We start from the raw sequence: 12,870 nt of genomic DNA, 5'->3' as shown, positions 1-12,870 counted from the left end.
CAGACGCAGCTGATCCTGGGCGCGCCGGCCTGAGCCGGCCCTGCCGCATGGCGCCCGAGCTCGACACGCCCGAACGGCTGCAGCCGCTGCTGGCCGAGCTGCGTTCCATGGAGGACCGCTTCCACGCGGCCTCGCATGCGGCGACGCCGGAAGACTTCGGCCGCATCGTCGCGCCGGACTTCTGGGAGATCGGCGCCTCCGGCCGGCGCTACAGCCGCGACTTCTGCCTGGAGGTGTTGTCGCAGCGCGCCGCCAAGCCGCCGGAGGAGGCGTGGATCACGCGCGACTGGCACGTGCGCGAACTGGGCCCGGACCACTGCCTGTTGACGTACACGCTGGAGCAACCAGGACGTGTCACGCTGCGCAGCACGCGCTGGCGCCGCGCGGGCGAGGGCTGGCAGGCGGTGTTCCACCAGGGCACGGTGGTCCTGCCCTGAAGACAGCGTTCAGCGCAGCCCGCCGCCCTCGGCCTCGAAGTCGCGCTGGATGAGTTCGACCTTGTAGCTGATTGATGTGTGTACACCAATTTTTTAAATACTTATAAATCAACAACTTACGAAATATATGAAGTCTGAGAAGCGCCTGAAATACACCCCCAGCCGCCACAAAATGGCGGCTGAGACTCGATCAAACCATGCGATGATCCATCTCGTTGGCACGATGGAGATGTGGCATGGCAAAACCTCGACTCAAGCCTTCCGGGAAGTGGGAGATAGGGCTCAGGCACCCATCGCTCCCGAACGGGCGCAAATACTTCACCTTCGACACGGAAGCTGAAGCCATTGCCTACGGGCAGCAGTGGAAGCTGATGAAGCACGCGGACATCCCGCCGCCGGCGGAACTGACCGTTCCCACGTCCCCCGGCGAGGGCGTGCGCTTGTCGCGCATTCTTGGCGCGTGGTCGGACAGCGGCTTCGCGGCACCTTCGCAGATCCTCACCCTCAAGACGGTGACGCGCGAGGTGGGGTCGATACGGTTCTCGGATGCCAACTACAAGTGGCTGACCGGCTATCTGCGCACCCTGAAGGTGGACAAGAACCTGTCGCCTGCGTCCATCAAGCATCGCATCCAGGCACTCGGCCGCGCCATCGACGAGTACCTGCGCCATAACGTGGACGTGAAGATCAGCAACCCGGTGAAGTTGCTCCCTAAGGGCTACTCGACCTATTCCGACGTGGATGCCCAGATGGTGCAGGCCAAGGGTGGCAAGGTGAAGGTGAATGTCGCGCGCGATAGGCGCCTCCTGCCAGGGGAGCACGAGAAGATCGTGGCGGTGCTGTCGGGCTATGAGCGGCCGGACCGTGCGCGCGGCCTGGAACTCAAGGGCGGCGATGCGCTGCTGACTCTGTATCTGTTGATCCTGAACACCGGGCTGCGGCTGAGGGAAGCGTACACGCTGACCAGGGGGCAGGTGGACATGGCGAACAAGGTGATTTACGTCCAGGAGACGAAGCAGTGGCGGGGCAAGATTTCTTTTCGGGATGTGCCCATGCGCCCAGAAGTGCACCAGGCGCTTTCCTCATACTTTGCAACGCGGCAGCCCTTTGAGCCTCGCGCACACATCTTCCCGTTCCTCCATGAGGAAGGAATCGAGGATGGGAAAAAGGGCTTGGCGCGGACCAGCCAGCGGCTGTCTTTCCGCTTCAGGATCGCCTTTGAGTACATGGACATCGTGGGCCTCCACGAACACGATTTGAGGCACGAAGCGACTTGCCGGTGGCTGGAGCTGAAGGACGCGGACGGGCGCGATCTGTTCCGTCTGGAGGAACTGAACAAGATCATGGGATGGAAGCCGGGCTCGGTGATGGCCCAGCGCTATGCCAGCTTCAGGGGCGTGGACCTTGCTCAACGGCTTTGGCCAGCAGCGGCACTGGCAGCGGTGGAGGCGTCTGCCGTCGAGGCTTGAGCGGGATGTCCAGGCGCGGGACCGACTTTCTTGCATTGAGATCCTGGCGCCGCTCTTCCGCCTCTTTCCGGGCGCGCTCGGCGATGTAGGCCAGCAGGTCGGCCTTCACGTAGATCCAGCCGCGACCGAATTTCATCCCCGGCAACTCGCCGGTGCGGGTGAGTTCCTCGATGCGCTGCTCGGTGCAGTGCAGCAGTTCGGCGCACTGTTCGGCGTTGATCGTTTCGTCGGTCATGCCGCACCGCCTCGCCGATCGTCAAACAGCGCGAGGCCTGTGCCCGTGTCGTTCTCGACTTGGTGATGCGCGGCGTTTTCGCTGTAGCCCGTGACCTCAGCAAAACGCTTGACGAGCACCCGCTGGTTGGCGCTGCCCATGATGGCCTCCGTTCAACGCAGGCCGTCGGTGCAGGGGGGGACGGCCTTGTCTGAATCGAATTGTCCGAACGGCAGGATGAGCGCGAAACTCGCGTGGGCGTGCATGAGCGCAGACGAGCGTGGAAGGAGAGCCGTGTTTGAGAGCGCGGCCTATGGTGCCGCTGCGGTCTGTATTGCCGCAGGTCCGGCCTTGCGCTTCTTGATCGTGTCTGCGGTTCTCTTCTCGATCTGCCCTCGCCATGTTTCCAGCGCCATGATGTCGGCGAGGAGTTCATCAGGTTCCGGGATGGCGACGCCACCCATGAGCGCTTTGTCGTGCGCATAGTTGGAGCACTTCGCCATGCCCGCATTCACCTGGGCGTAGTCGTCATCTTCGACCACCACACCTACCAGCCGCTGGGTCTCGACACCTTTTCGGAAGCGAAGGATGACCTCACGCAGCAACACCTCCTCGACGGCGCGCTCCCACGCCATGCGCAAACGGAAATAGGCTTCAACGGTCTGTTTCCGGCATTCCTGTTCTTCGCCGTCCTTGTGGAGCTTGGCGATGGTTTGATGGTGGGCCTTCAGGGCACCGATCCGCTTGCTCGCGGTCTTTCCCTCGAACGGGAGATCCGGATCGGCAATCCCAAAACCTTCGGCGCGTCGGATCAGGCTTTGGGTGGCAATTGGGACGCCGGCCAATTTCGCCTCCTCGGCGAGCAGGCACAGGAAATAGATGTCATGGGTGAATACGATGACTTGGCGTTGTGCTGCCTCGATGGCCAGGCGCCTCGCGACACGCTCACGCCGGCGGTGATCGAGGGATGACACTGGATCATCAAACACGATACCGCCCTTGCCCCCGCTCAGTCCCACCTCGGCCAGGAAGGAGCCGATCGCGATTGCGCGTTGTTCTCCCTCGCTCAGGATGTCGCCCGGACTGCGGCTTTGCGGCAGTTCCAGTTTAAGTTTGTGCAGGGCTTTACCCCGGTCCGAACGGCTCTGCAGCGTAACCCGCAGTGTTCCAACGCCCAGCGCCTTGAACTCACGGTTCAGCGCCTCGGCCAGTTCCTTGGACACCACCTTCTCCGCCAGTTCCGATGCCTTCAACGAGATGGCATTGGTCTTCACGGCCGCCAGGCATTTCGTGAGTTTGGCTTGGTGGGCGAGCCGAGCGACGGCCGTGACGACGGCATCCTTGATCTGGCTAAGCCGAACCCGTGCATCCAGTTCCACGAACTGCTTCTGCAAAGCCGCGCGGGCCTTCTCATCCGATGCCTTTTCCAAAGTCTCGGCTTCGGCATTCAGCTTGTTCGCGAGCGCCTGAAGCCGCTCTGCCGGACTGACCAGGGCCTGATCCAGGCTGTCCCACTGGTGCGAGAGCACGGCTGCTTTGATGGCCTCTTGGCGAGCTGTCAGGAGAGGCTCGAATGCCTTGGCATCGGCGGCCAGTTGCGGGTCCAGGGTCTCGATCTCTCCATGCGTCACATCATCAAGGTTCAGTGTCAGCATCTGCGCAATGAATGGTTTGTATTCGGCGTACAAAGCGACACGGCGCGCTTGGGATGTCTTCTCCGCTTCTTGTTGAATGAAGGCTTCGAAGCGCAGCAAGCGGGCGGAACCTTCGGCGAGAGGTTGCTGGCAAAGAGGGCAAGGTGCTTCCGCGCCCAGTTCGGGAAACGCCTTGTCCGGATGGGATTCGACCGCGAACTTGCGGGCTGCATCGAAAAGTTCGCGCCATGCCTCGCCGCCGGTGCCCGGCAGCAAATTCTCACCTTCCTTGAATTGCTTCGCCGCGAGCGCGGCCGCAGCTTGCGCCGTGCGATAGCTGTCCGCCAGACCCTTCATTTTGGCGACAACGGCTTGATCCACCAGCGCGCCTTTGTTGGCCGCATTCGCCGCAATGGCCGCCACGCGACGGGCACGCAAGCGCAGTTGCGTTGCTTTCTCCTTCGGATTGTTCTCTTTCAAGCTCTTGTCCAGGGACGCATGCTGGGCAAGCTCCTCCGGGGTCAACGTGGCGAGGGCATCAATTTCGGCTTGGGTCGTTTTGGCAGAAAGAGACGCGATCAGCTTGCCGACGGGCGTGTCGCCCTGCAGGGGCGCGAACGCGGTGAGATCGGCTGCGGAATGTGCATGCTCAGTCTCTACGGCCGTCTTGAGCTGCTTGCAGACCTTCGCCAGTCCCTCGAACACATCGAGCCCGTAGGGCACATAGGAAAAATCGTCTTCGCTGTCGAGGTACGCGCGAGCGCAGCGCGAGTCGAAAATTGCAAACGATGACAGCGCAGCCGGAGCCGGCTTTCCATGCACCCAGTGTGCATCCTGCGCAACTCCGTCGATGGCAATCTGGAAGATGGCTTCGGGAGTGCCGGCCTTTCCTGCAGGCAGATTGGCGTTCGGATGAATCGGCTCCGTCCGATCTCGCGCACGGCATGCGCGCTTGAGAACGCGCGAGTATCCCGATTTGCCCGAGCCGTTATCACCGTAGATGACTGTCATCCCGGAAGCGCCGAAAGGCAGATGTTGATTCTCGGCAATCGCATTGACATGCCGCATGTTCCTCATGGCATGCAGTTCAACGTGGGTCGTCACCTTGACCGGAGCTGGAATCTGCTCGGCTGTGAGCGGCTGGGGCTTGCGGTCCTTGGGATCCGGGATGCCATGCGCGGCCTTCAGCAACGCGAACAAGTCGTCCTGGTCTTCTATCGTGAGTGTCTGCTTGGCCAGAAGGCGTGCCACGGCATCGCTCTGCCAAGCAGGCAATGCCTTCGTCCAGTCCAGTATTTCCTGCAGTATCGACATGGGTCTCCTCCAGTCGTCGCTGTCTTGCCGTCCAGAAGGCATCCACCTGATCGCGGAATGGGGTAGAGCGACATTCGATGTTTCAAGTAGAAACATTATGGTGTCTCGGCGTACCGCCGTCGGGCTCGCGGGCTACGCCCCGCGTCTCGTGCCGAGTCGCGGCCATCCGGCTTTGATCCCTGACACCTCCGGCCCTTGAGGCCTGCGCGCTGCGCTTGCCAATACAAAAGAGGTGCGTGGTGGGCTGGCTTGCTGGTTCCCTTCATCCTTGCACACCGTTCTCGCGCTCAAGGTCTGCGCGTGCCTTGCACGCTGGCGTCCTGTCGGCCGTCTTCGAACCTGTGACCGCTGCGCTGCGGCGTGCCGGTGCCGGTTCCGGGCAATTCCGCCCGAGCAACCGGAGATCGTCATGAACGACAAATCGCATGTTTCGATGGAACAACACGTCTGCCTGGTCTGCGGCGTGGCTTTCGACACCGGCGCCATCCTGCTGGACAAGCGCCTGCGCGCGAGCATGGAGCGCCACACGACGACGGGCTGGGGCCTGTGCGCCGAACACCAGAAGCTGGCCGACGACGGCTTCGTCGCGCTGGTCGAGTGCGATCCGCAGCGCAGCGGCTCGCCCGGTGGCCGCCTGAAGCCCGAGCAGGCCTATCGCACGGGCCGGCTGGCGCACATCAAGCGCCACGTGTTCGCCCAGGTGTTCAACGTGCCGATCGAGGCCAACCAGGCTTGCGTCTTCGTCGAGCCGGGCGTCATCGAGCAGTTGCAGGCGATGGTGCCGCCGGCGGCGAGCTGATCGTTCACTGAGGCGTCATGCGCCGCGCCCGCTTATCGCGGGCGCGGCGCTTTTTCTTTGCTGCATCTCATGTCGAAGGCGCGGGCCTGCGCGCTGCGCTTGCCTCCAGGGGATCGGCTGGTCAGCCCATCCCCGCCGCGCTGCGCTTGGCGCCCCTTCAAGACCGCCGACCAGGCTGCGCCTGATCGACCTTCGCGCCTGGCGGCGCTGCGCGCTTCGCTTGCGTGGTGTCCGCGCCAACCGCGGTCATTGCCCGTCAGGCCATCTTTCCCGAATCCATCGCCTTTCTCGCGACTGTAGCCCGCGGCCATGTGCCGTCAAGGCGCGCCGGGCCGTGTCCTCGCTGCGCTGCGGGCCGCCCCACACCCGGCGCTTTCTTCCTTGACGGCACATGGCCCCGGTCTCTTTTCGTCGCGGGCGATGAACTCAGGAAAGACGGTGGCAACGAGGCGACCTGGGTCTTTGCGCCGACCCCACCGGAGTCCGAAGAGGGCTCTGAATCTAGGAATCCGGTGGGGGTTCTTCAACAGCCAACTTCATTGGAGAAAGACCATGCAACTCGCTTCCCGTTTCGCACCGCGTTCGCCGGTGCTGCGCTCGGAACATCCCTTGTCGGATGACCAGATCAGGACGGTGGCCCCGTCCATCTTCGCGGAGGCGCCGCACGACAGCCGCTCGCACCGCTACAGCTACATCCCCACCGCCACGGTGCTGCACAAGCTGCGCGGCGAAGGCTTCCAGCCCTTCATGGTGTGCCAGACCCGCGTGCGGCAGGAAGGGCGGCGCGACTTCACCAAGCACATGCTGCGGCTGCGCCATGCCAGCCAGATCAATGGCCGCGAGGCCAACGAAATCATCCTGCTGAACTCGCACGACGGTAGCAGCAGCTACCAGATGCTGGCGGGAATGCTCCGTTTCGTCTGCATGAACGGGCTCGTTTGCGGGGACACCGTGGCGGACGTGCGCGTGCCCCACAAGGGCGACGTGGCGGACCACGTGATCGAGGGCGCCTATGAGGTGCTGGATGGCTTCGGACAGGCGCAGGCATCGCGCGATGCCATGCGGGCCATCACGCTGGATGGCGGCGAAGCCGAAGTGTTCGCGCGTGCCGCGCTGGCCCTCAAGTACGACGACCCCGCCAAGCCCGCACCCATCACCGAGGCGCAGGTGCTGGCCCCGCGCCGCTTCGAGGACAACCGCCCCGACCTGTGGAGCGTGTTCAACCGCACGCAGGAGAACCTGACCCAGGGCGGCCTGCCCGCCCGCACGGCCAACGGCCGCCGCCAGCACACCCGGCCCGTGCAGGGCATCGACCAGAACCTGCGCCTGAACCGCGCGCTGTGGCTGCTTGCCGATGGCATGCAGCGCCTCAAGGCTTGAACCCCGCCCGAGCCCACGCGGAGGGGCCTTCACGCCAACACGGCCCCTCTGTTCCTTCCCTCCGTTGGCACGTCCGTTCCTTCATTCATCAGGAGTTTCACCATGAATACCGCTACCCATCACGAAACCACCGCCATCACTGCCGCCGTGCAGACCGTGGCCGCCATCGGCGCGGGCCAGGACCTGCTGCTGATCCCGCTGTCGCGGCTGAGCCCTTCCTCGCGCAACGTGCGCAAGAGCGGCGGCACCTCGATTCCCGAACTGGCCGCGAGCATCGCCCGCGTGGGTCTGCTGCAAAACCTTACCGTGGTGCTGTCGCCGGATGGTGAGCACTACGAGGTGGTCGCTGGGCGGCGGCGCCTCGCCGCGCTCAAGCTGCTGGTCAAGCGCCGCAAGCTCGCCAAAGACCATGAGGTGCCGTGCCTGCTGGTGCCCGATGCGGCCGCGCGCACCGTGAGCCTGACCGAGAATGTGCAGCGCGAGGCCATGCATCCTGCCGACCAGTTCGAGGCGTTCGCCGCGCTGGTGGCCGAGGGCCGCGCGGTCGAGGACATAGCAGCCGACTTCGGCGTGACGCCGCTGGTGGTGCAGCGCCGCCTCAAGCTCGCCAACGTCTCGCCCCGGCTGCTGGCGGACTATCGGGCCGACGCCGTGACGCTGGACCAGTTGATGGCCCTTGCCATCACCGACGACCACGCGGCGCAGGAAGCCGCGTTCTACGACTCGCCGCAGTGGCAGCGCAGCCCCGATGCGCTGCGGGATCACCTGACGCAGGAGGAAATCGATGCGGGCCGCGACCCGGTGGCCCGGTTCGTCGGGCTGGAAACCTATGAGCAGGCGGGCGGCGGCACACGGCGCGACCTGTTCGCCGACGAGCATAGCGGCGTTTTCCTTGCCGATGCCGTGCTGCTGGACACGCTGGCCCGCGACAAGCTCGCGGCAGTGGCCGACGAGGTGCGCGCCGAGGGCTGGGGCTGGGTGGATGTAGCTCCGCGCGCCACCTACGCCGACCTGCACCGCTTCCAGCGCGTGCGCGCCACGCGGCGCGAGCCGGGCAAGGCAGAGGCCAAGCGCATCGCCAAGCTGGAAGCCGAGCAGGCCCAGCTGCAGGATCGGCTGGACGACGAGAACGAAGCCATCGGCGACGACGAGGCGCAGGCGCTGCAGGACGCAATGGATGCGATCGGCAACGACCTGGACGCCATCGAGCGCAAGCTGCTGCTCTACCCCGTGGGCGTGGTGCCGATGGCCGGGGCCGTGGTGTCGCTCGACTCCGACGGCGCGGTGGTGGTACATCGCGGCCTGCTGCGCGAGGATGAGGCCAAGGCATTGCGTACGCAGCAGCGCGGCGCAGAAGCCGAGGACGATGCGCGCGAGACTGGCGCGCAGGAGCAGACCGAGGGCGAGCCGCCCGCGCTGACGATCTCCGAGAAGCTGGCGCGGCGCCTGTCGGCGCACCGCACCGCTGCCTTGCAGGCCGAGGTGGCGCGCCATCCGCACGTCGCGCTGGTGGCCGTGGTGCACCGGCTCGCGCAGCGTATCGTGCTGGAGGGCTACCACGGCTCGCCGCTGAACGTCAGCGCCGACCCGCAGGATCGTCTGGAGCAGCACGCGCCGGACGTGGCCGAGGCCCCGGCCGCTGTGGGCATGCGCAAGGTGCGGGAGGCCTGGGGCCAGCGCCTGCCCGAGGATCCGGAAGCGCTGTTCGCCGAGTTGCTGGCGATGCCGCAGTCCGAACTGCTGTCGCTGCTGGCGGTGTGCGTCGGCTTCACCGTCAGCGCGATCACCTCGCGCGAAGGCGACCGGCCTGCGGCACTGCTGGCGCAAGCCGTGGGCCTGGACATGGGGCAGTGGTGGACGCCGACCGCTGCGGGCTACTTCGAGCACGTGTCCAAGGCCAAGGCGCTGGAAGCCGTGCAGGTGTTCGCCCCGGGTGAAGTGCACCGGCTCGCCAAGCTCAAGAAGGCGCAGATCGCCGCCGAGGCCGAGCGGCTGGCCGCAGGCAGCGGCTGGCTGCCGCCGATGTTCCGCGCGCCAGAAGCCGCCGCAACGCAGGACGAGGCGCAGGAGCCTGCGGCGGCGGCCGATGACGAGAACGCCGAAGAAACGCAGGAATTGGCCGAAGCCGCTTGACGTGGCATGCCCCGGCTGACCTTTCGGGGTTGGCCGGGGCCTTTTCGATAGCGCGACGCGCGCGGCAGGTCTGCCGCGCGCGTTTTCACATGCATGCCAGCCGCAAACCCGCCGCAGCGCGCCAGGGCACGCTGCGGCGGGTTTGCGGCCAGACCGCTGCACGGGAGCATCGGTGGATCGGAGGCATTCGCTTCTCCGGTCATCACCGCACCCACAACCATGAACCATGAAGCAGTCAGCGCGGTCTTCTTCGAGGAGTCCTACATCGTCCCCGCCGACCAGACGGCGCGCTCGCTGTTCTCACGGCTGCCGCACGGCCGCGACTACGCGGAGCAACTGATCGAATGCCTGGCCACCAGCTACCTGGTCGCGGTCATCGAATCGGTGTGCATCCGCGAGGTGCAGCGGCTCACGGACGCCGAGGTGGAAGTGGTGGTCGGGCGCTCCATCCGCATCGACCACCTGGGACCGATCCCTCCAGGCTCGCCATTGCGTCTGCGCGGCTGGGTAGAACGCCTGAGCGACCGCAGCGTCACCTTCTGCGTGCGCGCCCACGACGCGCATGAAGTCGTCTGTGACGCCGTCGTGACCCTGGTGGCGACGTCGCGCCAGACCATCGAGTCGCGCATCACGGCCAAGGTCAGCGCGCTGCGCGAACCGGGGCCATGAGCCCATGCCGGGTAGCACGCGCCGGAGTGCGCCGCCTCGCCGGGGGCCGCCCGTCCAGATCAGGTTGCGGCACTCCCGGTCCCCGTACCAGCAGCGTTCGATGACGCCGAGGCCGGGTTCTCGTGCCGGGCCGGTCCGCCATGCATTTCCACGCCGCGCCGGCGCTGCCGGCGCCGGTGCCCGGGAGCGGGTCGCTCGTGTTGGGGTCCGACCTTGACGGCGACAGGGTGCGGACGGTGCCGGTGGTGTTCGTGGGGGCGGTGCGTCGGCCATGGCCCCTTTCGGTGGCAGTCGCGCCCAGGGCGGCCTTGGCTTGTCGTGAATCCTGGCGATGCAGCGGCTAAAGCCTCGGGCTTGATGGCAGCAACCGTCCGGCCCGAACAAATTTCCCCGCCTTTGTCACTGCGTTCGGCGGCTTCCTCGCGAGACAAATTTCTTCGGGCACTCCCGGTCCTCCACGCTGTTGCGGCCCCTTCGCTCCGCCGTGCTGCGCTCCGTGGTGCAGCCCGCCCGTGCCTCGCCCTTCGGATCACCGACAAGGCCGCGATGGGCGCGACCAGTCAACCACCTCAAGGAGTTTCATCATGGCCAACATCGGCACCTTCACCGCACAGAACAACGGCTTCACCGGCACCGTCCGCACCCTGACGCTCAACGTCAAGGTCAAGCTGATTCCCAACGACAAGGAGAGCGAGCACGCTCCCGACTACCGCATTGTCGCCGGCAACTTCGAGATCGGTGCGGCGTGGAAGAAGATCAGCAAGGCGGACCGGCCCTACCTGTCGGTGACGCTCGATGACCCGTCGTTCCCGGCGACCATCTACGCCCGCCTGGTCGAGGCCGAGGACGGCACGCACAACCTGATCTGGTCGCGCAGCAAGGGCGACTGACCGGCGTCCACCCCGGCGCCCCGCCCGCCGGCGGGGCGCTGGCATGTCTGCAGGCGCGGGGCCTTCAACGCCGTCGCTGCATCGCCGCCGTATCAGCGGCTTTCCGTAAAAGCGGCTTTGTGGCTTCGATGCTGCACGGGAAACCGCTTTCGTTCCTTTGGGCTTCTCCGCATGTGCGTGGAACCGCCAAGCCGTCTTCGTGCTTGTGTGGCTTCGGAAGAAGGCGGACTCGTTCCTTCGTGTCTCTCAACGGATGCGGCTTCGAGGGTTCGAGTTTCTGCACGGAGTCGTGAAGCCGGGCGTCCCCCGGCGGGGCCGGGTCGCGCTGTCGTGCTGCGCATCGAGCCGTCCTCGCTGCGCTGCGGGCGTCTCGCCCCTTCGGCTTCCATCGCTGACGCGCTCGCGCGGCGCGCGAGCCAAGGCGGGGGAGGGGGCCGGTGCTGGCGACAGGGCTGGCTTGCCGGTCCGCCCACCGTATCACGCCGGTCTCGCCGTCAAGGTCTGCGCGTGCTGCGCACGCTGGCGGCCTGCGGCCGTCTGCCGAACCCTGACGGCTGCGCTGCGCCGTGCTGCTCCGCGGTCCGGGCAATCCCGCCCGGCATTCCTTCCAAGGAGAAGACCATGACCGCACTCATCACCGACGACCAACGCACCGTGCTGCTGGCCAACGGCCGGCAGTCCCTCGAGGAAGAGGGGTTCGACCCCGCTCCGGTGGTCAAGCTGTTCACGCCCGACGCCGGCGCGACCTGGCTGCTGACGCACATCGATCCCGACGCACCGGACCATGCCTACGGCCTGTGCGACCTCGGCCTGGGCTGTCCGGAACTGGGCTGGCTGAGCCTGACCGAAGTGGCAGAACTGCGCGGTCCCCTGGGGCTGCCGGTCGAGCGCGACCTGTATTTCCATGCCGAGAAGCGCGTGAGCGCCTATGCGCGCGAGGCGCGCCAGGCCGGACGGATCGTGACGTAGCAGGCGAGGCAGGGCGCCGCCCGGCGGCGCCCGCCGGCTGCATTCAGTCCGCAGGAACTTCCTGCAGGGCGGCCAGTTCGCGCTGCACGCGGGCGAGCAGCTTGTCCGCGCCCTTGGCGTCGAGCCCATAGGCCAAGGCCAGCAAGGTCAGCGGATGCACCTGCATGACCTCGCACAGCTCGTCCACCTTGCTGAGCGTCGGGTTCTTCAGGCCCCGTTCGAGCGAACTCATGTACGTGCGGCTCGATACCTCCGAAAATGCTTCCTGGCTCAGGCCGCGGGATTTTCGGAGGGTACGCAGAGCAGTTGGAAATGAGTTCTTCGCAGTCATCAATGGACTTGGGACAAGTCCAAGATGACATCGCATGGACACCTATAGGGCTACAATCTATAGGGCTCATTTTCGCGGGTTAGCCCGCTTGCAATCCCGTTGGCCCGCCTTATGCTGACCCTTGAATCCAGCACATGATGGTCCGCACATTCCCCTGTCCGGTGGTCGCCGCGCGCACGCGGCGACCCGCCTTCGCACCCATTCCGCGCGGTTCTTCCGCCCGGAGAGGGTGTTGGTGACAGCGCTCATCACCGAGGAGCAGCGCCGCCAGCTGCTCGACAACGGCCAGGCCGCGGCCAGCGGCGTACAAGCCGACCCCTGGCCGGTGGTCAGGCTGTTCACGCCCGATGCCCACGCCACCTGGCTGCTGGTGCAGCTTGATCCGGGCGACGAAGACACGGCCTACGGCCTGTGCGACCTCGGTATGGGCGCGCCCCGGCTGGACCACGTGCGCTTGTCGGACCTGCAGAGCATCCGCGGCCCGCGCAACCTGCGGGTGCTGCGCGACACGCACTTCGTGCCGAAGCGTCCGCTGTCGGAATACGTGCGCCGCGCCGAGGCCGACGGGTCGATCAACGACTGAGCAACCGTCTTGCTCGTCAAGCGCAATGCATAGTCGAATCCCACATCG

Annotated in this window: 13 protein-coding genes; 9 read left to right on the top strand and 4 right to left on the bottom strand. The window is 65.8% G+C overall.

Translation table 11 applies throughout. From position 1 onward, the window contains the following. Together ACIY1X_RS19310 and ACIY1X_RS19305 are read left to right on the top strand one after the other, a co-directional pair. A partial coding sequence (locus ACIY1X_RS19310) for a DUF4440 domain-containing protein (RefSeq protein WP_399683612.1) occupies window positions 1-437 on the top strand: 437 nt, incomplete at its 5' end. Between the two features lie 236 nt (window positions 438-673). After that, window positions 674-1,906, top strand: a complete 1,233-nt coding sequence (locus ACIY1X_RS19305; RefSeq protein WP_399683610.1) for a tyrosine-type recombinase/integrase — start codon at window positions 674-676, stop codon at window positions 1,904-1,906. On the opposite strand, the gene ACIY1X_RS19300 is transcribed toward ACIY1X_RS19305, so the two are convergent. From ACIY1X_RS19300 to ACIY1X_RS19290, 3 genes are all read right to left on the bottom strand, one after another. Next, on the bottom strand, window positions 1,827-2,141 hold the full coding sequence (locus ACIY1X_RS19300; protein ID WP_399683608.1) for a helix-turn-helix domain-containing protein: 315 nt from the start codon (window positions 2,139-2,141) through the stop codon (window positions 1,827-1,829). The genes ACIY1X_RS19305 and ACIY1X_RS19300 overlap by 80 nt on opposite strands. Beyond that, a complete protein-coding gene (locus ACIY1X_RS19295) occupies window positions 2,138-2,281 on the bottom strand; it encodes a hypothetical protein (RefSeq protein WP_399683605.1) in 144 nt (47 codons plus the stop codon). Before ACIY1X_RS19295 ends, ACIY1X_RS19300 begins: the two co-directional genes overlap by 4 nt. Before the next feature lie 150 nt (window positions 2,282-2,431). Continuing rightward, a complete protein-coding gene (locus ACIY1X_RS19290; RefSeq protein WP_399683602.1) occupies window positions 2,432-5,068 on the bottom strand; it encodes an AAA family ATPase in 2,637 nt (878 codons plus the stop codon). Between the two features lie 409 nt (window positions 5,069-5,477). On the opposite strand from ACIY1X_RS19290, the gene ACIY1X_RS19285 reads away from it, so the two are divergent. The 6 genes from ACIY1X_RS19285 (at window position 5,478) to ACIY1X_RS19260 (ending at window position 11,908) form a co-directional block, all read left to right on the top strand. Further along, on the top strand, window positions 5,478-5,867 hold the full coding sequence (locus tag ACIY1X_RS19285) for an ATPase (RefSeq protein WP_399683600.1): 390 nt from the start codon (window positions 5,478-5,480) through the stop codon (window positions 5,865-5,867). 552 nt (window positions 5,868-6,419) lie between these two features. Beyond that, on the top strand, window positions 6,420-7,247 hold the full coding sequence (locus tag ACIY1X_RS19280) for a DUF932 domain-containing protein (RefSeq protein WP_399683598.1): 828 nt from the start codon (window positions 6,420-6,422) through the stop codon (window positions 7,245-7,247). 102 nt (window positions 7,248-7,349) lie between these two features. Then, window positions 7,350-9,380, top strand: coding sequence for a ParB/RepB/Spo0J family partition protein (locus ACIY1X_RS19275; RefSeq protein WP_399683596.1), 2,031 nt, complete (start codon window positions 7,350-7,352; stop codon window positions 9,378-9,380). Between the two features lie 219 nt (window positions 9,381-9,599). Beyond that, complete coding sequence (locus ACIY1X_RS19270) at window positions 9,600-10,049, top strand: thioesterase family protein (RefSeq protein WP_399683593.1); 450 nt, start codon at window positions 9,600-9,602, stop codon at window positions 10,047-10,049. A 584-nt stretch (window positions 10,050-10,633) separates the two neighbouring features. After that, window positions 10,634-10,939, top strand: a complete 306-nt coding sequence (locus tag ACIY1X_RS19265; protein WP_399683590.1) for a DUF736 domain-containing protein — start codon at window positions 10,634-10,636, stop codon at window positions 10,937-10,939. 621 nt (window positions 10,940-11,560) lie between these two features. Then, window positions 11,561-11,908, top strand: a complete 348-nt coding sequence (locus ACIY1X_RS19260; protein ID WP_399683588.1) for a DUF2958 domain-containing protein — start codon at window positions 11,561-11,563, stop codon at window positions 11,906-11,908. Window positions 11,909-11,951: 43 nt separating this feature from the next. Here the strand turns inward: ACIY1X_RS19260 and ACIY1X_RS19255 are convergent, their stop codons facing one another. After that, window positions 11,952-12,239 (bottom strand): helix-turn-helix domain-containing protein, encoded by a 288-nt coding sequence (locus ACIY1X_RS19255; RefSeq protein ID WP_399683585.1) that lies wholly within the window; start codon window positions 12,237-12,239, stop codon window positions 11,952-11,954. 235 nt (window positions 12,240-12,474) lie between these two features. Here ACIY1X_RS19255 and ACIY1X_RS19250 point away from each other — a divergent pair, with 235 nt between their 5' ends. Next, a complete protein-coding gene (locus ACIY1X_RS19250) occupies window positions 12,475-12,822 on the top strand; it encodes a DUF2958 domain-containing protein (protein ID WP_399683583.1) in 348 nt (115 codons plus the stop codon). Window positions 12,823-12,870: the final 48 nt, after the last annotated feature.

The sequence above is a fragment of the Xenophilus sp. genome (genome assembly GCF_044462705.1).
GTDB classification, from domain to species: Bacteria; Pseudomonadota; Gammaproteobacteria; order Burkholderiales; family Burkholderiaceae_C; genus Xenophilus; species Xenophilus azovorans.
The sequence above is the reverse complement of the archived record's forward strand: the minus strand, read 5'-3'. Positions and strand labels throughout refer to the sequence as shown.

Excerpts from the sequence above, each read along its gene's own strand:
- ACIY1X_RS19305 (WP_399683610.1), top strand. The coding sequence starts at position 674 with ATGGCAAAACCTCGACTCAAGCCTTCCGGGAAGTGGGAGATAGGGCTC.
- ACIY1X_RS19300 (WP_399683608.1), bottom strand. The coding sequence starts at position 2,141 with ATGACCGACGAAACGATCAACGCCGAACAGTGCGCCGAACTGCTGCAC.
- ACIY1X_RS19295 (WP_399683605.1), bottom strand. The coding sequence starts at position 2,281 with ATGGGCAGCGCCAACCAGCGGGTGCTCGTCAAGCGTTTTGCTGAGGTC.
- ACIY1X_RS19290 (WP_399683602.1), bottom strand. The coding sequence starts at position 5,068 with ATGTCGATACTGCAGGAAATACTGGACTGGACGAAGGCATTGCCTGCT.
- ACIY1X_RS19285 (WP_399683600.1), top strand. The coding sequence starts at position 5,478 with ATGAACGACAAATCGCATGTTTCGATGGAACAACACGTCTGCCTGGTC.
- ACIY1X_RS19280 (WP_399683598.1), top strand. The coding sequence starts at position 6,420 with ATGCAACTCGCTTCCCGTTTCGCACCGCGTTCGCCGGTGCTGCGCTCG.
- ACIY1X_RS19275 (WP_399683596.1), top strand. The coding sequence starts at position 7,350 with ATGAATACCGCTACCCATCACGAAACCACCGCCATCACTGCCGCCGTG.
- ACIY1X_RS19270 (WP_399683593.1), top strand. The coding sequence starts at position 9,600 with ATGAACCATGAAGCAGTCAGCGCGGTCTTCTTCGAGGAGTCCTACATC.
- ACIY1X_RS19265 (WP_399683590.1), top strand. The coding sequence starts at position 10,634 with ATGGCCAACATCGGCACCTTCACCGCACAGAACAACGGCTTCACCGGC.
- ACIY1X_RS19260 (WP_399683588.1), top strand. The coding sequence starts at position 11,561 with ATGACCGCACTCATCACCGACGACCAACGCACCGTGCTGCTGGCCAAC.
- ACIY1X_RS19255 (WP_399683585.1), bottom strand. The coding sequence starts at position 12,239 with ATGACTGCGAAGAACTCATTTCCAACTGCTCTGCGTACCCTCCGAAAA.